We start from the raw sequence: 18,322 nt of genomic DNA, 5'->3' as shown, positions 1-18,322 counted from the left end.
TCGTATTAATTAGTTTTGGAGTTCAATTTAGGTCTTTCAGTCTCATTCACCAGTTTCCATGCAGTTTCAAAAATGAGTTGTACGCGTTTTTTCATTAGTGGAAAGTCTATTTTATCTGGGGTGTCGGTTGGCAGATGATAATCTTCATGTGTTCCGTTATAGTAAAAAATTACAGGAATATTATTTTTGGCAAAGTTATAGTGATCTGAGCGGTAATAAATTTGTTGCGGATCATTTTCATGATCAAACTTGTAATCCAAACTTAAATTTACTGACTCTATATTTGCTTTTTCTGATAAATAATGTAGATCATCACTTAGTTTTTTTGATCCGACTAAAAAGATGTAATCATCGGGTTTAGTATATTCTTTACTTCGTCGTCCTATCATATCAATGTTTAGATTGGCAATTGTATTTTTGAGAGAGAAAATAGGATTTTCAACATAATATTTTGATCCAAACAAACCAAATTCTTCTCCAGAAACATGTAAAAATAAAACAGAGCGTTTTGGCTTTATACCTTGGTTATATATCTGTTTAAAAATACGGGCAATTTCCATAAGTGCCACAGTTCCCGATGCATTGTCATCAGCTCCAAAATAAATCTGATCCAGCAAAATTCCCAAGTGATCGTAATGTGCTGAAATTATGAGTATCTCATCAGGTTTTTCGGTTCCTTCAATATATGCCCAAACGTTTTCACTATCTTTTAACTTCATTGAGGCATTGCGCATAAATGATGCGGGTATTTCCTGAAAATAATCCGCTGTTCCTCTCGGATGCGATATTCCCAAACGCTTATAATATTCGGCGATAAAATTAGCTGCTCTTTTTTGTCCTAATTCCCCTGTTCTTCTTCCTTCAAACTCTGCAGAAGCCAGTATGTTAAGATTTTTTGCCAGTGAATCTTCATGAATGTTTTTCCAATAAGTTGTTGGGGTTTGATTATCAGGTGGAAGCAATGAATCTTGTTGGGTTTTACAGCTTGTCAGCAAAAGAAATACTCCCCAAAAACCGGATACTATAAGATGTTTCTTAATCATTTTTAATGTAAATTGTAAAACTATGTGGACAAATATATTAAATAATTAAAAATATTTTTGAACTTAAAAACATACAGAGTATTATCTTTGTTAAAATAAGGAGTGATTAATGAGTAAAGTTGTTTTAATAACCGGAGGATCATCCGGAATAGGAAAGTGCATTGGAGAGTTTTTGACCTTAAAAGGATATAGAGTTTACGGAACAAGTCGTAATCCACAAAAAGTAACTGCTTCTCAATTTACTTTGGTAAAATTAGATGTCAGGGACACACAAAGTATACAAAATGCAATTGAGGAAATTTTAGCAAAAGAAAACAAGATTGATGTACTGATTAATAATGCTGGTGTGGGAATTACCGGCGCAATAGAAGAAATTGCAACAGAGGAGATCCTGAATAATTTTAAGACTAATGTTTTTGGACCGATAGAAGTAATAAAGGCTGTTTTGCCAGTAATGCGTCGGCAAAATTCAGGGTTAGTAATAAATGTTACTTCTATTGCCGGTTATATGGGATTGCCTTTCAGAGGGGTATATTCATCTTCTAAAAGCGCTTTAGAGATGATTACTGAGGCATTGAGAATGGAACTCAAACCTTTTAATATTGAAGTTACCAATGTAGCTCCGGGGGACTTTGCAACTAATATAGCTGCAGGACGTTATCATTCACCTGTTTTAAAAGATTCTGCTTATAAAGAAGTTTATCAAATGTCATTAGATATGATGAACAAGCATGTTGATAAAGGAGGAGATCCAGCAGATATGGCAAAAGCCATATATAAAATTATGCAAATAAAAAGACCTAAAGTAAGATACGTGGTTGGTGAGCCACTGCAAAAGTTTTCTCTATTTCTCAAAAAGATTCTCCCTGGAAAAGTTTACGAAAAACTTTTGATGAATCATTACAAAATAAAAAGCTAAAAAAGTATAATTAGTCAAATATATAAGTCGTATTTTTGAACAGAAACATAATTCATTTTAAGTTATATAATTATGAAATTTTTTATTGATACCGCTAATTTAGAGCAAATAAAAGAAGCTCAATCTCTTGGAGTTTTGGATGGAGTTACGACCAATCCGTCTTTAATGGCAAAAGAAGGAATTACAGGGGCTGAAAATATTTTGAATCACTATAAAGCCATCTGCAATATTGTTGACGGTGATGTAAGTGCAGAAGTGATTTCGGTTGACTACGACGGAATGATTAAAGAAGGAGAGGAGTTGGCTGCTTTGAATTCGCAGATTGTAGTGAAACTTCCTATGACTCAGGAAGGAATCAAAGCTTGTAAATATTTTTCCTCAAAAGGAATTAAAACAAACGTTACTTTAGTTTTTTCTGCGGGACAAGCATTATTAGCGGCTAAAGCAGGAGCGACTTACGTTTCTCCTTTTATCGGAAGGCTTGATGATATTTCTACGGATGGCTTGATTTTAATAGAAGAAATCCGTCAGATTTACGATAATTACGGATTTGAAACAGAGATTTTAGCTGCATCTGTACGTCATACTATGCATATTGTAAATTGTGCTAAAATTGGTGCCGATGTAATGACCGGTCCTTTGTCTGCTATTTTAGGATTACTAAAACATCCTTTGACAGACAATGGTTTGGCACAGTTTTTAGCAGATTATGCTAAAGGCAATAAATAGATGTGAATTTATACAAAACAGAGAAAAATAAATCTTGGCTTTTCTCTGTTTTGTATCATAAATAAATTCTGCTATTTTGGTTTTGTATATTTAATATGAAGTAGTATATTCGCACTGTATAATAAATGGGGGATTAGCTCAGTTGGCTAGAGCGTTTGGCTGGCAGCCAAAAGGTCAAGGGTTCGACTCCCTTATTCTCCACCAGAAAAGTAATGTAAAAAAGCCTAACAGTTTAAAATAAAACTGTTAGGCTTTTTAATTTTTAATTTACTTTTTCTAAACGAATTTCAAGCCCCTTTGTATTATCTTTAAATTTTTCGACAATCATAATATATCCTTTTTTAGCAGGAACTATCACTAGCTCACTTCCGTCTTTTGATTTCAAAGGGAGTTTTTGTTCTGTAAAGTTTCCGTCTATGTAAGAAATTATACCTAATGTATTTTGTTTTTTGCCTCCGTTCTCCGGTCTTTGTTTGTTGTAATAATAGATTAAAAAATCATCGTTTCTTAAATCTTGATATCCGGCATAATCAAAAGCTCCATACTGGTTGGCTGTCGTACCGTCCATTTTTATACCAACTCTATAATTGGTTATTTCTTTTTCAATTTTTTGAAATTTTACCAATGCCATATTTTTATCTACTTCAAAAAGAATCATATCACTTATTTTTACACCTTGCGAACCGCCTACAAGCAAAGTGCCTGTTAGAGTTTTATATTGTTCCGTAATGAATATGAGATTTCCGTCAGATTTTAAAATTACATCGTGTAAATATAAATAACTATTAGGCTCTCCTTTTTCTTTTATATAGCCGTGTTCATTAATATTAAGATGTTCAGATAATTTGTCCCATGTAAAAATATGTCGACTCAATTCTTTTCCAGTTGCAATATCATATTCTGATCTTGAGAATCCAATAATTTTTTCTTCATCCAAAGTAAACTTTTTTACTTTAGAACTCATTATGCGATTTAAAAAGGTGACTTTTTTATCTGAATCTAAAAAGATGTTGATATTAGATACATCTTTTACTTCTGTTTCATCTGCTTTTTTATTTCCGAAAGGAGAAAATTCGCTGATAAGTTTTCCAGTGTCTTTATTGAAAAATAAAAAGGTATTGAATATCTCTCCTTTTTCTCTTAATTTTTGATTTGCTGATCCATTATACAATCTTCTGCCAACTAAAATGTTAGAATGAATTTTATTATTTAAGAAAAAAACTTCCTCATATTGTTTTCTTTTCCCTTTTTGATTAAAGCTAAAAGACCACAAAGGATTTAATTGTTCATTAAAATAGGAAATTCCTCGTACTCTTGATTCTTTATCACCTTCTTTTGGCATTAAAGCATACATACCACTTTCCGCATTATTTTCTAAAGGAGTAAGTAAATGATAGCCAAAAGAGTTTGGATAAAACGTAAATACAGTACTTTCTTTAATCGATTTTGACGGTTCATTATAAACCTTTTTAAGTTCTTTTGACAAAACAAACGCATCCGATATGGTATTTTCTTTGATGTCTAAAATTCTGTATTTAGTGCGAATTTTTACGCCGATTTCTGCAAATTTTTCATCTATTTTGAAAGTAATATAGCCCTCTCGGTAAATTCCGTTTACTATAATAAATTTTCCGTAATCTCCCAATTTTTCAACAAAGTTTCCGGAAAGCACTTTGTTTAGATTTTTGTCTAACAATGTGTATTCATATAAAAACTCTTTTTTATCTACCCTGTCTTTTTTAAAAATAAAAAAATATCCATAGATATCATCTTGTGTCTTGTTGTATAAAGGCTGTGATTGTATAAGTTCTCCGTTAGATAGTTCTTGTAGATCAACTACCTGACTTTGTGCTGTTATACCGAGAAGTAGTACTAAAAATAAAATTGCTTTTTTCATTATTGTTTTTTAAAGGTGATTATGAATTAAAACTCTTACAAATTGTTTCTAAATCAGAAAGAGTCAAATTGAAGATAAAAGTGCTGAAGAGGTTGTAGCTATGCGTGTATTTTGCAATATTAACCTGACTTATATATTTGTTTAGTTCGTAGCTTTTTTTGGCTTCATACAATTTTATAAAGTTTAAACCAATCCACTTTTTAAGTAATGGGTCGGGTTTTCTATTATAAAGTTTCAGTGCTTCATACAAACTATTTCCATAATTCTTGGCAAAATATTCGTTTTGAATATTTTGGTATACAGCGCTTTTTTGCCATTTTAAAAATGTGTCTGATGAAGGGGCAAGTTGTTGAATTGTTTTTTTTATTTCTGGCGAATGGTTAACTAGTTTTTCTATTCGAATATCACAATTTGGATGCGTGCTCAAAGAATCTGTGTTAAATTTTGTGTTTTTTTGATAATTATACTGATCAAAACTTTCCATTTTAAACCATTGTTCTTTAGTTTGAAGCTTAAAAGAAGTGAATAGCTTTTCGTAATCTTTTATGGTTATAGAATCTCCTTCTTTGTCAGAGTCTCTAAGTATTTCAAGTGTTTTAACTACTTGATAGGGATCGCGATTTAATCTGGAATAAAACACATATCCCAAAGAATCTGCCTGTAATTCTTTTGCTCTATTTATAGCAGAGTTTTTATAAGCAATTTCCATCAATAGATTTTCTGCCTTGGTTTTTTGGTTATATTTCTGTTTTTTTAATTGTTTTGTTTGTTTTTTTAACTCAAGAGAATTATTTGATTGTACATGTTTTGTTACCGATTCAAGTACGTGATTTAAAGTTTGATGTGCCATTTCGTGGCAAAGAATATAAACCAATTGATCTTCGTGATCTAAAGCATTAAGCAAATAATTATTAACTATAATTGTTCCTTCACCTCGATTAAAGGCATTTATACTATATTCTCGAGATATAAGTATAGAAATGTTTTTAGGAATCTCAGGGTTTTCTTTTTGGATAGATACACCGAGATCGTTTAAGTAATTATTTAAAGGAGAATCAAATATGAGTTCATTCCTGTCAATTTTATTGTTGATATCTTTATAATTTTCTTCAAAAATAGCCTTAATTTCCTTTACTTCTTTTTTATCGTGAATATGATTGAGTTGAGATAAAAAGAGGCTTTTACGTTCGTTATATTTATCTTTTAATTTTTTTTTATCTTGTAAGTGTAGTGTATCCAATAGTATAATCTCTTGAGCCGAAATATTGATTGATATTAAAAAAAGTATAATGATATAAATAGATTTCATTTAATAAAGTATTTATAAAAATTCCAGTTGATAGAGTATAAAAAGTGATTTATTTTTAGGTGTGACGAAAGTACATATAAATTATTTATTAGCAAATTTAAGTTAAAAAAACATTAAATTATGCGAATTTTTTTGTGTAATTTTCATTTAATATAAAAAGCCATCTGAAGACAGATGGCTTTTTATATCGTTAATAATTTTAGTTTTTAATTTTTTGCAGGCTCAGCTAAAAAGTCAAAAAAGTAATTGGCTATTTTAGTGTTTAAATGTACTCGATCGATTCCGCTTACATTATGTTCATGTGTTGGATATAAGAAATAATCTACTTGTTTGTTAGCTTTGATACAAGCTTCTATAAACTCCATCGAATGTTGTTGAACTACTACAGGATCTTGAGCTCCATGAATAATCAGCAATTTGTTTTTTAATTTATCGGCTTTATTAATTAAACTGGTTTTTTCGTAACCTTCCTGATTTTCTTTAGGTGTATCCATATATCGTTCACCATACATTATTTCATAATATTTCCAATCCATTACTGGACCTCCCGCAACGCCTACTTTAAAAATTTCGGGATGATGAACGGATAAGGTTGTTGTCATAAAGCCTCCAAAACTCCAGCCATACACTCCAATTTTTTCAGAATTTACAAAAGAAAGGGATTTTAAATACTCTATTCCTTTTAATTGATCTGCCATTTCGATTTGTCCTAATTGTCTATGAATCACATGCTCAAAATCTCGTCCTCTGTTAAAACTTCCTCTGTTGTCAATAGTGAAAACTATATAACCTTGTTGAGCCATGTAGTGAAAAAATAAGGAAGCTCCTCCTAACCATGAGTTGGTTATCAGCTGAGCATGTGGGCCGCCATATACATAAACCATAACCGGATATTTTTTATTTGCGTCAAAATTAGAAGGATAAATAATTCTTCCGTTTAAAGGAGTTTTATCGTCTTCGGCAGTAATTGTAATCAAATCCATTTTTGGCATATTAATTATTCCCTGATACGGATTTTTAGCATTGATGAGTTTTATTTCTTTTTTATTTTCTAGATTAACTAATTTGGTCTGATTAGGAGTTTCAGTATTGTTAAACTGATCGACAAAAAGCGTTTTACTGTTGTTTAAAACTATTGTGTGTGTACCTGATATTTCGGTTATTTGTTCCGTTTTCCCTTTTTTCAGATTTACTTTAAAAAGCTGGCGGTCTAGCCCTTGATTAGTCACACCAATATAAAAAGCATTTTTACCCTCTTTGTCAAAACCTAAAAAATCAGAAACAATAACATCTTCATGCCCCAGCGATTTAATTAACTTGCCTTCTGTATTGTATAAGTACATTTGTCTATATCCTTCGTTATCTGAAAAATATAAGAATGTTTTGCTGTCAGCAGGGTTAAATACTAATCCTTGTGAAGGTTCTGTATAAGTTTTAGAACTCTCTTCAAACAAAGTTTGTTCAAAAATTCCAGTAGCAGCATTATATTTATTTACTTTTAAATGATTTTGTTCTCTATTTAGAATACCCACATAAATATAATTTCCCGAAGGATCCCAGGTTACCATGGTTAAAAACTGGTCTTGTTCTCCTGTTTGTAAGGTAACTTTTTTATTGGTGTAAACATCAAAAATAACTAAAGAAACTTTTTCATTAGTCATTCCTGTCATGGGATATTTTATGTTTTTTATTGCTGTAACTCGGCTACTCCATTGGGGTAAAGGGTAGTTTGTAACCATACTTTGGTCTTTTCTGTAATATAAAAGCTGATCTTGTTTGGGACTCCACCACATTCCTTTATCTATCCCAAATTCTTCCCGGTGTGTATTATGACTGCCATTTATTATATCTAAAACAGGGTCATTGGTAACCTCGATATTAGATCCTTTATTATCAGTAATGATAATATTATTATCATCCAGCCAAGCCACAAAATCTTTATTTCTAGATACAGTTTCTTCAGCCCCATTACTTTTATAAACGAAACTGTTTATTACTTTTTGTTCTTGGGTATTGTAGTATATCAAATATTTTTTTGAGCTTGCTTTATCAGTTACAGAAAACGAAATTTCATTATCGCTTATCCATTTCAAGTCAGAAGGAAGTGTTGTAAAGTTAAATGAAGAATTTTTAAAATTGCTTTCTAAGTTGGCATATAGTTCCTCAGCAGTTAAAATTAAGTAAGAATCCCAATTGTTTGTTTTGCTTTTGGCAATAAGGCTATCGTTCGTTTTTGTAATAAATGTAAAGGTATCATCATTTTTCCAGCTCGGACGATTGTATTTTTCTGGGGAAAATTGTAAAAATTGTCCGTATGTAGCTTCAGCTATTGTTAAGTTTCGTTGTGCAAATAATAAATTACTAACCAACAAAAAGAAAACTAAAGATCGTTTTTTCATGTTTTGAGATTCTGGTTTTATAATGTCCGCTAAATTAAAATTTTTATCAGGCTTGACCAATTTATTTAAAAATTACTTTTAAATTAGTTGACAAATAAAGAGTTGCCTAAATTGTAAGGTGTTTTTGAATAATTTAGATGTTAGAGGATTGTATAAATAAATAATAAGATGGAAAAATCAGTTAAAAAAGTAGCATATATAACAGGCGGAACAAAAGGAATAGGGAGAGGAATTGCATATGCTTTATTACAAAATAATTATAGAATAGCCCTATCAGGAAGAAATTATGAAATGGCAAAAGAAATTGCTCAATCATTAGGCTCTTCAGATAATGTATTGCCTATCCAATCTGATGTGAAAAATTTTGATGATGAACAAAATGCAATAAATAAAATTATTGAACATTTCGGACAATTAGATGTTGTTATTGCTAATGCAGGTATAGGTATTTTTAAACCGGTTGAAGATCTCAAAATTGAGGATTGGCATACTATGATTGATACTAATTTAACTGGAACTTTTTATACTTTGAAAGCTAGTATTGCAGAATTGAAAAAAACAAAAGGGTATTTTATAAGTATTGCCAGTTTAGCAGGTATAAACTTCTTTGCAACCGCGTCTGGATATAATGCCAGCAAGTTTGGCGTTGTTGGTTTTACACAGGCAGCAATGCTTGACTTGAGAGATTCAGATATTAAGATAACGACTATTTTACCAGGTTCGGTTTCTACATATTTTAACAATAATGAACCATCAGAAAAGGATGCATGGAAAATACAACCCGAAGATATAGGAGAACTAGTGGTAGATATACTAAAGTTGAACCCTCGTGTTTTGCCAAGTAAAATTGAAATAAGACCGTCTAAAACGAAATAAAATGAGAAATAATACTACATCTGATGCTGGAAAATTTATATTGCGAGTGGGAGTGGGAGGGTTGATGATTTTTCACGGGATTCACAAACTAATTCATGGTCATGACTTTATTGTTAAGCAGTTAGAAAGTAATAGCTTACCTTCTTTTTTATGGATAGGTGTTCCTGTAGCAGAAATTATTGCTCCATTACTTCTAATCTTTGGCGTAGCTACAAGAATTTCAAGTTTCCTAATAGCTTTTACTATGTTGATGACTTTTTTTTTAGTATTGGGAACAACGGGTTTAGAACTTAATCCTGCAACAGGTGGGCTTAAAGGAGAACTAAATTTGCTATTTCTCATTGCTTCGGTTGCCATTTTACTTATAGGTCCGGGAAAAATAAGAATAAATAAGCAAAAAAGAGGAATTTGGATATAAAAATAACTCTTTAGGTAACAAGGTTTACAAAAGATAATTTTCCTAAATAAAATCTAAACTTGATTGGTTTAGCACTTGGATGATTCGTATAATATTGTAGGCAGGCTTCCCCAAAAATAGGACAGTTTTTAATTCGAAATTATTAACTTTAAACAAGACTGTCAAAGATGGAAACAAGTAATTTTAGTGAGAACCAAATCATTAAGACTCTCAAAGAAAATGGACAGGGAAGATCAGTAAGTGAAATTTCTCGAGAACTAGGTATTGATAAGAGTACTTTTTACTACTGGAGAAAGAAGTATGGAGATATGAAAAAAACAAGTATTGGAGCGTTTAAAAGAGCTTGAAGAAGAGAATCACAAGCTTAAACAGATGTATGCCGATGAATAAATTATTACAATCATATAGCAATACTTAGCGGATTAGGCAGAGTTTGAAAAGCTAAAAATGGAAAATGAAATCATGTGGCAAATAGCGTATGCGATTTGGGAGTTGATTTACAAGCTTAATTTTAAAGCGGACAATATAACTATCCATCCGAATGGTAGAGTTGATATTTCGCAACCTGTGATTGATTCTGAAAAGAAAGAAACTAATCAGGAACAATTAAAAGATAAAGTTTTGCAAACTGAAAGTGAATCAAAAATTGATGAAGTCAGTAAAAAAGAAGTTCAGTCGCAAAATAAAAATGTAGATAAAAAACAGTTTGATTGGACTGAAACTCTTTTGCTGATGATTTTTATTGTTGTTTTTGGGTATAAAATATACTCGAAAAGTAAAGTCGATTTTTAAAAACTATACAAAAACTAATCTAAAAAATAATAACCTACTGTTATTTAGTAGGTTATTATTTTTTTTGTGGAGTCGCCGAGAATCGAACTCGGGTCCAAACAAGCAATCAGAGAGCTTTCTACACGCTTAGTTTCAACTTGAATTTTCGATCAGCAGCTTGGTTTGAAACAACCACTGCTAACTTAGCCTCTAAGATTTCGGAAGATGTCCGAGACACTAAACTTCCTAGGTTTATTTTACGGTTCCCCTCAACAAAGTGCCACAAACCAAGGCTCTTAAGGAGAATTTAGCTTTCTCACCTGGTGAGAACTAAAGGCAAATCTTACTGTAATTCAGATTAAGCAGCTAAAGCGTAATTTTCTTCGCCGTTTAAAAAGTTTGTTACGTGATATTTACGAGCTGCATAACAACGCTCGACATGCTTACTAACTAATTCCACCTGCTGTCAAAACCGATCGACCCCCTATTTCTTTTAAGGAATTAATTATTGCAAAAATAATACTTTTTTAAAATCTTTCAAACTTATATAAAACTAATCAAAAGGATTGTTTTCAGTAACGAAGGAAAAGCAGTATATTTGGAAAACTCAAACTAACCTAAGATAAACAATAAATTTAATGATAAGATTAGGCATTATAAAAGAAAGAAAAAATCCGCCAGACAGAAGAGTTGTACTTGATCCTCAACAATTAAAAAAAGCCTTAAATATTTTTCCTGAATTAGCAGCAGTAGTAGAATCTTCAGATATTCGAATTTTTTCAGACGATCAATATAAAGCAGAAAGCTTTAATGTTACTAATGATTTAAGTAATTGTGATATATTATTAGGAGTAAAAGAAGTGCCTGTAAATGCGCTTATTCCCAACAAAACTTATATTTTTTTCTCGCATACAATAAAAAAACAGGAGTACAACAGAAAATTATTAAAAGCATGTTTGGAAAAAAACATTACTTTAATGGATCATGAAGCTTTTGTTGATGAAAATAATCATCGTTTAATCGGATTTGGAAGATATGCTGGAATAGTAGGGGCTTATAATACTTTTAGAGCTTTTGCAATAAAATATGAATTATTTAATCTTCCTAAAGCAGAAACATTATTGCATAAAGAAGATTTAATAGCTAAACTAAAAAAAGAATTTTTTCCGCCTATCAAAGTTGTTTTAACAGGAACAGGTAAAGTAGCCAAAGGAGCGATGGAAATTTTAGATGGAATGAAAGTAAAGAAGGTGTCTATTGAACACTTTCTTAAACAAAAATATGACTGTCCGGTATATACTCAAATCGGAGTAACTGATTATTATAAACGTAAAGATGGACAGCCCGCAGAAAAAGCTGATTTTTATCAATATCCTGAGCAATATGAAAGTAATTTTGAAAGATTTTCGCAAACAGCAGATATTTTTATTGCAGGCCATTTTTTTAAAGCGGGTTCACCTAAAATTTTAACCCAAGAAATGTTGAATAGTTCAAAAAATCAAATTAAAGTAATTGGTGATATATCTTGTGATGTAGATCATGGTCCGATAGACAGTACGTTGAGGGCTTCAACTATCGCAGATCCTTTCTATGGCTATTATCCAGGAAAACATGTTGAGGTAGAGTTTAACCATTCAGCAGCAATTACGGTTATGGCTATTGATAACCTCCCGTGCGAACTGCCTAAGGATGCCAGTGAAGGTTTTGGAGCAATATTTGTAGAGGAAATATTACCTGCTTTTTTTAACGGAGACAAAGATGGTATTTTAGAGAGGGCTACTGTCACTAAAAACGGAAAATTAACAGATAGATTTTTATATTTACAGGATTATGTTGATGGTTAGATTTAGAGAGATTTAGTTTGAATAATTTATTCTCTTCCAAAAGGAATTTTTTTAGTAAAATTTTTAAATAAATATGTATCTTCTGTATTCTGTTTTTTCTCAGCAATGGTGCGGCTAGTTTTTAGAATTTTTTCAGATAAACTTGATAACCATATTAATTGTTCGATAACTAAGACAGACTCTTCCATCATGCTTTTTATTTTTTCATCGTCTGAATAAGTCTTTTTAAGTTCGTATTCTCTGATTCCTTTCAAATAAGAAAGGCTGATATTGTAATTCTCTGTTTCTTCATCAGATATATTACTCATATCAAATTTATCTTCAAGGAGTTGTATGGCAAAATTTAGGTTTTTATTTGAATAATCCATTACTACATTAAAAGCTTCGGATGCTTTAGTAGTAGTATGTGATTGGACATAAATTCCAATAGATGCTGCTGTTGATAAAAAAGTATGGTTTAGTACTGCTAATTCATATATTTCTGTCCTGAATTTTTGTTTTGATTTTGGTTCTTGAATCATTCTCTGAAAAGAAGCCATTAAGTTTCCAACTTCAATAAAAGCATATTTTCGTGCTAATTTATAGGGTAGATTGACCTCTCCTTTTTCATTGTAGAGTAATGTTATTTCTTTTACATAATTTTTATTTGCTTGTATAGCTTTTGACAAATGTATATTTACATTTAAAAATTCCCATGATGGCCACAAAAGATAATTAGCAGAAAAAGCAAGCAGTGCCCCAATCAAGGTATCTATGATTCTGTAGATTAATAAATCTATGACATTGGGTGTTAATATTCCATAAATCAATACAACATACATGGTTATAAATGTTACTCCTATTTTATAGTCAGTGTGGGAAAACCAATATCCGAAAATCATCGTAAACACGGTCAGATAAGCTATAATTGTTGTATTGTCAATAAAATACAGCAAAGCAAAAGCGAGTAATCCACCAATTACAGTTCCAATAACTCTTTCAAAGGATCTTTGTTTAGTTAACCCATATCCCGGACGCATGATTACGACTATCGTTAATAAAATCCAATAACCATTTAAGAGATTAAAAAAATTACTGATAATAAGTCCTATAAGGATAGTTATCGTCAGCCTTAAAGAGTGACGAAAAATAGTAGATGAAAAATTAAGATTTTCTCTCAGTGTTTCCCAACGGTAGTGTACAGGGGTTAAAAATTTTTCTAAATCTTTAAACCTCTCTTCAACATTTGTCTGAAAAGTTTTTTCAATTAAAATTTTCTCTAAAATATGTATTTTATTTATTTGATTTTCAGCATAATGTAAAACATTTGAAAATAATAAAATAGCTTCTAGTGTATTTTCAGATCGGTTTTCTTGTACAAAATCAGATAATTCTTTTCTTAGATTATTTAATTCTTCACTCAAATTGTATTTAGATTGGTATTTAAGTCCTGTGTTGAGTGTTAGTCCTATATCAGATATAGTGTTTGAGAAATGATAGGCAAGCTTTTGATAAGTTCCAATAATTTGGGGTTCATCTTTAAATAATTTATGTAGTTTTTTATGATCAAAAGTAGAGGAAACAGCTATTTCTAAAATTTCTACCAAGGTAGAGAAGGCTACTAATAATCTGCGATTATTGGAGGAGTTTTTTGTATTAGCTTTATTTCTTATTAAATATTCTCGTAGATTTTCATGAACTTCATTAAGTTTAACCTGAATCCTGAGCTGCTCGGCTGTTATTTTTTCAATATTAGCCTCTTTTGCCCACAAATCCCCTCTGTATTTTAAATATTCAGACGTTAGATTTATACATTCAGACGTTTGAAGAATTCCATAACGTCTAGGTCTTATAAAATAAAAAAATAGAGAAACAACTAAATAGAGCAATCCTCCAAAAAGCATCATCAGGCAGTGTATCCATATTTCTACACCAGAATAATTATGAGCTAATCCTAAGCTAGTAGCGAGAAGACCGATGAAAGAAAGCATATTGGCTCGATGTCCGTAAACAGAAATCATTCCCAAGGAGAATACAATAAAGATAAAAATAGGATAAAAATACCAATGATGATATGTAAAAGATAAAATTAGCGAAATAGCAGGTACAGTAATTGAGCCAACTAATAATCCTTTTACTTTATCTTTTACACTACTTGGAATATCTAAAAGAGCAGTAAGCATGGCGCCAATGGCAGCAGCAAATGCCCAACTAAACTTTTCATAAGGCATTAATATCAAAAAAGGAATGACTGCTGATATCGTGATTTTTAAAGAATCTCCCAAGTGCGAATTATCAGTGTATTTTCTAGCTTTGCTTAGCATGTTTACCCATGATTTTTGATGTAGCAAGATAAGATAATTTCAAGGATTAAACTTTGAATTGAAATTAATTTTTTAAGATACATAAGGTCTGGAATAATGTTTACAAGACAATTTTTTGTAAATCTATAATTTAAGTGAAAATAAAAGTAATATATGAACGGTTTAATATATCTTTTAAATTTTGTGTTACTATAACGAATTTGGATTGTCTAATTAATTATACAGACTGTATAGCTACATAGTAAAAATGAAAAATTAAGTTAGAAATCTTTTTTAGGAAATCTAACTAGAAAAATAGATTCAAAATACCCCAAAATGGGTATTGACAAGTAGATGGTTAATTAAGTAAATTTAAATATAAAATCAAGTATATATTAAATTCCAAATAGTTGTTAAACACAAAAATAAAAAATTATGAAAATAATTATTTTAACTTTTTTCGCACTGATGATTTCGGGGACTATGCAAAGTCAGAATATTGAAAAGTTTATAAATGTTCACGACAGTCCAAATGAGCATTTTGGGACAAAAGATATCCCAACTTATATTTTACAAAAAATGCTTGGACATTATAAATATGATAGCAGTAACGGTGAACCCTATGTAAAACTAAACAAGGGCAATAAAGGTTTTTTTCAAATGCATGGCACACCGGTTTATCCGATTGAATATTGGATGGAAGTGAATGAACAGGGTGAACCGCTAATGCGCAAAGGGGAAGATAATCCTAATTTTCAAATTGTTCTTATTCTAAAGTATGGTGCAAATAGTGAATCGGAGGGAGGTTTTTGGAATGGAAAATACAGTAGAATTCCTATAGCTTTTGATATGATAAATAAAAAGGCTAATATTTTTAGCGAGCGGTATAAAGATTTTTAAAGTTTACTTAAAAATAAAGAGGCAGTAACTTAAAGTAGTACTACCTCTTTATTGGCTATGTGTAAATTGGGTCTTCAAATTTATTTTTGAGGTAATCCTCGAGTTAGCCAACCTCTTTTGTTGGCTGTTGCAATAGCGTAAGGAGTAATCCAAAAGAGAGTAAAGATATAAAAAATACTGTATGGATATGCCCAAAACGATTCAAGGAAGTTATATTTTTTGGAATAAAATAATACCTGAATACTCGAAAAAATAAAAGTACTTACCAAAGCAGAACTAATAAATAAAATTGGATGTGTAAATATAAAGTATAGCATTAAAAATGTGGCAGGGTAAGCCATAATAACTTTTATCCATTGATTAATTAACAATATTCTGGCACCTGCTTTTGGTCCTTCTCTAAAATTGCTAAAAGCAAACTTGCTCATCATAATATTTTCGCGCACGTTACTGCGCTCCCATCGGATAAACATTTTATATAGATTTTTGTATTTTTCGGGTGTATTAGTTAAAACATGTGCATTTTGTTGGAATAATACATGAAAACCTTGTTTTAAAATCATATTAGTCATTGCTCTGTCTTCTCCAATATCCGTAGGTTGTCCCATAAAAGTTTGGCTGATCCATTCTGGTAAGCAATTTAACACGGCTTCTCTTCGATAAGCAGCTAAGGCGCCAGGTGTACAAAGTACGGTGCCTATAACACTTTGTGCAGATCGGATAAACTCAAAACTAAATACAAAACTTACATTAAGCATTCTTGGGATTATGGCTTTTTTGTTGTTTAAAACCTGTACGTTTCCACCCACAGCTCCACATTTTTTATTGACAATAAACGGACTAACTAAATTTCGAAGAGTGTCTTTCTTAACAACAGAATCGCTGTCAACAGTAATAAAAATTTCTCCTATACCCAAGTTAAATCCTCTGTATAAAGCGTGCCTTTTTCCCATGTTTTCAGGTTGTTGAAAAATCTGTAATCGATTGCCCAATCGATCTTTTGCTCTTTTCATCCATTGCCATGTGTCGTCCTTACTTCCGTCGTCAATAGCAATTATCTGTAACTTTTCAGCAGGATAGTTACTTTCTGTCAAACTAAACAAAGTTTGCCACACCAGTTCTCCTTCATTATAAGCGGGTACAATAATAGTACAGGTAGGTAACAGATAATCTGAAACAGATTTAATGGGTTTATATTTTGTATATAAATATAGAATATAAATTAAAAAAGCAACTTGTACAATTAACAGTGATATAGTAATAAACGCCAACATTTGTCCTGAGAATGTTTTCATTCTATCCAAATGTATTTTTTCAAAATAGGGCTGAAGCTGGTAAACTAAAAATATACCTCCGAACAACAGTAATAGTGTACTAAATAATATGGCATAATCGGTGGTTGTTAAAGCAGCATCTGTTATATTTCTAACAAATTTATTTTTTAATAATCTGATTTTATTTGTCTTTTCTCTATATTCTGATTGATGGAGCTTCATAGTTGTATTTCTTTAAATGTGGATACATTAATTTGATTCTCAGAAATGTTTTTATATCTTTAGATAATTCAAAAAAATAATAAATACAAGATTTATTATCTTAAAAGAGATTTGAGAAATTTATTAATGTAGTTATATAAAACCAATTTTTGTGCCATATCTATTTGTGTTGATATACAGGTGTTTATAATTTAGTTTTAGTTACATATTGTAGAATAGAACCACAGTTTTCTTAACTTTAAGAATTAAAAATGGTTTTATGAGCATAAAATAAGCTGAAAAACATTAGTAAATACCTATTATTGCTATAATTTATCTAATTTTGCATTCTAATTAATTTGAATAAAATAAAAAATATGATTTTGTCTGTAGTAGGGTATGGTGATCCGGTACTTAGAAAAGTAGGAGAGGAAATATCCAAAGATTATCCAGATTTGAAAGGACTGATAGACAATATGTTTGAAACAATGTATTCAGCAAATGGCGTAGGGTTAGCCGCTCCTCAAATAGGACTGCCGATTCGTCTTTTTGTAGTTGACTGTGCACCTTTTTCAGATATAGAAGGAAATACAGAAGAAGAATCGAAAGTTCTTTCTCAATTTAAGAAAGTTTTCATCAATGCTAAAATTTTGGACGAAGAAGGTGAAGAATGGGGCTTTAATGAGGGGTGCTTGAGTATCCCGGATATTCACGAAACAGTGTACAGAAAAGAAAGAATAACTATTGAGTATTACGATGAAAATTTTAATAAATGCGTAGATGTAATTGATGGATTAGCCGCCAGAGTTATTCAACATGAGTATGATCATATTGAAGGAATACTATTTACAGATAAGTTGTCTAGTCTAAAAAAGAAATTAATCTCTAAAAAACTAAACAACATTATGGAAGGAAAAGTTTTTACTGATTATAAGATGAAATTTTCCACTAAAAAAGGCAGATAAAAAATTGTATATTATTAACTATTTAAGATATTTGCGACTCTTAAAAATAAAATATTGAAAAGATGAGTTTAGATAAAGTTTTAGCTATTTCCGGAAAACCAGGGTTATACGAATTATTGGTACAAACTCGTACAGGATTCATTGCGGAATCATTGGCAGATGGTAAAAAAAGTACTGTCGGATTAAAAAATAACGTAAGTTTATTATCTGAGATTTCCATATACACTCATGAAGGAGAAGTAAAATTATTTGACGTATTTAAAAATATAGCAACTAAAGAAAACCATGGAGAGGCTATATCTCATAAAGTAAATAATCCGGAGTTGGTAGCTTACTTTAAAGAAGTTTTACCTGATTATGATGAAGAAAGAGTATATGTTTCAGATATTAAAAAAGTAATCAATTGGTACAATATTCTTCAAAAAAGGGGAATGATAGAAAATACCTTTTTGGAAACAGAAGAGGTTAAAACAGAAGAAAATTAAAAATAAATTT

The 18,322-nt window shown here is 30.8% G+C and carries 16 protein-coding genes, 1 tRNA gene and 1 other RNA gene; 11 read left to right on the top strand and 7 right to left on the bottom strand.

Annotation, left to right across the window (positions count from 1 at the left end; translation table 11 throughout):
• Positions 1-5: 5 nt before the first annotated feature.
• A complete protein-coding gene (locus C8P70_RS02150; RefSeq protein ID WP_394346285.1) occupies positions 6-1,040 on the bottom strand; it encodes a M28 family metallopeptidase in 1,035 nt (344 codons plus the stop codon).
• 112 nt (positions 1,041-1,152) lie between these two features.
• Here C8P70_RS02150 and C8P70_RS02145 point away from each other — a divergent pair, with 112 nt between their 5' ends.
• The 3 genes from C8P70_RS02145 (at position 1,153) to C8P70_RS02135 (ending at position 2,895) form a co-directional block, all read left to right on the top strand.
• Positions 1,153-1,962, top strand: a complete 810-nt coding sequence (locus tag C8P70_RS02145) for an SDR family oxidoreductase (protein ID WP_133711708.1) — start codon at positions 1,153-1,155, stop codon at positions 1,960-1,962.
• Between the two features lie 72 nt (positions 1,963-2,034).
• Positions 2,035-2,691, top strand: coding sequence for a fructose-6-phosphate aldolase (fsa, locus tag C8P70_RS02140; RefSeq protein WP_133711707.1), 657 nt, complete (start codon positions 2,035-2,037; stop codon positions 2,689-2,691).
• Positions 2,692-2,818: 127 nt separating this feature from the next.
• A tRNA-Ala gene (locus C8P70_RS02135) sits at positions 2,819-2,895 on the top strand.
• Positions 2,896-2,953: 58 nt separating this feature from the next.
• Here the strand turns inward: C8P70_RS02135 and C8P70_RS02130 are convergent.
• The 3 genes from C8P70_RS02130 to C8P70_RS02120 all read right to left on the bottom strand — a co-directional run bounded on the left by C8P70_RS02130 (position 2,954) and on the right by C8P70_RS02120 (position 8,296).
• Positions 2,954-4,588, bottom strand: a complete 1,635-nt coding sequence (locus tag C8P70_RS02130) for a DUF6770 family protein (protein WP_133711706.1) — start codon at positions 4,586-4,588, stop codon at positions 2,954-2,956.
• A gap of 19 nt (positions 4,589-4,607) precedes the next feature.
• A complete protein-coding gene (locus C8P70_RS02125; protein ID WP_133711705.1) occupies positions 4,608-5,897 on the bottom strand; it encodes a M48 family metalloprotease in 1,290 nt (429 codons plus the stop codon).
• Positions 5,898-6,103: 206 nt separating this feature from the next.
• Positions 6,104-8,296, bottom strand: coding sequence for a S9 family peptidase (locus tag C8P70_RS02120; protein ID WP_133711704.1), 2,193 nt, complete (start codon positions 8,294-8,296; stop codon positions 6,104-6,106).
• A gap of 168 nt (positions 8,297-8,464) precedes the next feature.
• On the opposite strand from C8P70_RS02120, the gene C8P70_RS02115 reads away from it, so the two are divergent.
• The 4 genes from C8P70_RS02115 (at position 8,465) to C8P70_RS02100 (ending at position 10,382) form a co-directional block, all read left to right on the top strand.
• Positions 8,465-9,172, top strand: coding sequence for an SDR family oxidoreductase (locus C8P70_RS02115; RefSeq protein ID WP_133711703.1), 708 nt, complete (start codon positions 8,465-8,467; stop codon positions 9,170-9,172).
• A 1-nt stretch (position 9,173) separates the two neighbouring features.
• The gene (locus C8P70_RS02110) at positions 9,174-9,590 is read left to right on the top strand and encodes a DoxX family protein (RefSeq protein WP_133711702.1); all 417 of its coding nucleotides are present in this window, start codon (positions 9,174-9,176) and stop codon (positions 9,588-9,590) included.
• Between the two features lie 167 nt (positions 9,591-9,757).
• On the top strand, positions 9,758-9,937 hold the full coding sequence (locus C8P70_RS02105) for a transposase (RefSeq protein ID WP_133711701.1): 180 nt from the start codon (positions 9,758-9,760) through the stop codon (positions 9,935-9,937).
• A 100-nt stretch (positions 9,938-10,037) separates the two neighbouring features.
• Positions 10,038-10,382, top strand: coding sequence for a hypothetical protein (locus C8P70_RS02100; protein WP_133711700.1), 345 nt, complete (start codon positions 10,038-10,040; stop codon positions 10,380-10,382).
• A gap of 64 nt (positions 10,383-10,446) precedes the next feature.
• Here C8P70_RS02100 and ssrA read toward each other — a convergent pair.
• Positions 10,447-10,845: a transfer-messenger RNA gene (gene ssrA / locus C8P70_RS02095) on the bottom strand.
• Between the two features lie 157 nt (positions 10,846-11,002).
• On the opposite strand from ssrA, the gene C8P70_RS02090 reads away from it, so the two are divergent.
• The gene (locus C8P70_RS02090) at positions 11,003-12,205 is read left to right on the top strand and encodes an NAD(P)-dependent oxidoreductase (RefSeq protein WP_133711740.1); all 1,203 of its coding nucleotides are present in this window, start codon (positions 11,003-11,005) and stop codon (positions 12,203-12,205) included.
• 26 nt (positions 12,206-12,231) lie between these two features.
• On the opposite strand, the gene C8P70_RS02085 is transcribed toward C8P70_RS02090, so the two are convergent.
• A complete protein-coding gene (locus C8P70_RS02085) occupies positions 12,232-14,508 on the bottom strand; it encodes an FUSC family protein (RefSeq protein WP_133711699.1) in 2,277 nt (758 codons plus the stop codon).
• Positions 14,509-14,922: 414 nt separating this feature from the next.
• Between C8P70_RS02085 and C8P70_RS02080 the strand changes: the two genes are divergently transcribed.
• On the top strand, positions 14,923-15,387 hold the full coding sequence (locus C8P70_RS02080; RefSeq protein WP_133711698.1) for a hypothetical protein: 465 nt from the start codon (positions 14,923-14,925) through the stop codon (positions 15,385-15,387).
• 80 nt (positions 15,388-15,467) lie between these two features.
• Here C8P70_RS02080 and C8P70_RS02075 read toward each other — a convergent pair whose 3' ends face one another.
• Positions 15,468-16,883, bottom strand: coding sequence for a glycosyltransferase (locus tag C8P70_RS02075; RefSeq protein ID WP_133711697.1), 1,416 nt, complete (start codon positions 16,881-16,883; stop codon positions 15,468-15,470).
• Positions 16,884-17,239: 356 nt separating this feature from the next.
• Here C8P70_RS02075 and def point away from each other — a divergent pair, with 356 nt between their 5' ends.
• Together def and C8P70_RS02065 are read left to right on the top strand one after the other, a co-directional pair.
• Complete coding sequence (gene def, locus C8P70_RS02070; RefSeq protein ID WP_133711696.1) at positions 17,240-17,827, top strand: peptide deformylase; 588 nt, start codon at positions 17,240-17,242, stop codon at positions 17,825-17,827.
• A gap of 62 nt (positions 17,828-17,889) precedes the next feature.
• Positions 17,890-18,312 carry a DUF5606 family protein gene (locus C8P70_RS02065; RefSeq protein WP_133711695.1) on the top strand — a complete coding sequence of 141 codons (423 nt, stop codon included), beginning with the start codon at positions 17,890-17,892 and terminating at the stop codon, positions 18,310-18,312.
• The last annotated feature ends 10 nt before the right edge of the window (positions 18,313-18,322 follow it).

Origin of the sequence: Myroides indicus (genome assembly GCF_004364575.1) — a bacterium.
Lineage (GTDB): Bacteria > Bacteroidota > Bacteroidia > Flavobacteriales > Flavobacteriaceae > Flavobacterium > Flavobacterium indicum_A.
Note: the sequence above shows the minus strand (reverse complement) of the source record. Positions and strands in the feature narration are given on the sequence as shown.

Coding starts and splice junctions, on each gene's coding strand:
- C8P70_RS02145 (WP_133711708.1), top strand. CDS start 1,153: ATGAGTAAAGTTGTTTTAATAACCGGAGGATCATCCGGAATAGGAAAG.
- fsa (WP_133711707.1), top strand. CDS start 2,035: ATGAAATTTTTTATTGATACCGCTAATTTAGAGCAAATAAAAGAAGCT.
- C8P70_RS02130 (WP_133711706.1), bottom strand. CDS start 4,588: ATGAAAAAAGCAATTTTATTTTTAGTACTACTTCTCGGTATAACAGCA.
- C8P70_RS02125 (WP_133711705.1), bottom strand. CDS start 5,897: ATGAAATCTATTTATATCATTATACTTTTTTTAATATCAATCAATATT.
- C8P70_RS02120 (WP_133711704.1), bottom strand. CDS start 8,296: ATGAAAAAACGATCTTTAGTTTTCTTTTTGTTGGTTAGTAATTTATTA.
- C8P70_RS02115 (WP_133711703.1), top strand. CDS start 8,465: ATGGAAAAATCAGTTAAAAAAGTAGCATATATAACAGGCGGAACAAAA.
- C8P70_RS02110 (WP_133711702.1), top strand. CDS start 9,174: ATGAGAAATAATACTACATCTGATGCTGGAAAATTTATATTGCGAGTG.
- C8P70_RS02105 (WP_133711701.1), top strand. CDS start 9,758: ATGGAAACAAGTAATTTTAGTGAGAACCAAATCATTAAGACTCTCAAA.
- C8P70_RS02100 (WP_133711700.1), top strand. CDS start 10,038: ATGGAAAATGAAATCATGTGGCAAATAGCGTATGCGATTTGGGAGTTG.
- C8P70_RS02085 (WP_133711699.1), bottom strand. CDS start 14,508: ATGCTAAGCAAAGCTAGAAAATACACTGATAATTCGCACTTGGGAGAT.
- C8P70_RS02080 (WP_133711698.1), top strand. CDS start 14,923: ATGAAAATAATTATTTTAACTTTTTTCGCACTGATGATTTCGGGGACT.
- C8P70_RS02075 (WP_133711697.1), bottom strand. CDS start 16,883: ATGAAGCTCCATCAATCAGAATATAGAGAAAAGACAAATAAAATCAGA.
- def (WP_133711696.1), top strand. CDS start 17,240: ATGATTTTGTCTGTAGTAGGGTATGGTGATCCGGTACTTAGAAAAGTA.
- C8P70_RS02065 (WP_133711695.1), top strand. CDS start 17,890: ATGAGTTTAGATAAAGTTTTAGCTATTTCCGGAAAACCAGGGTTATAC.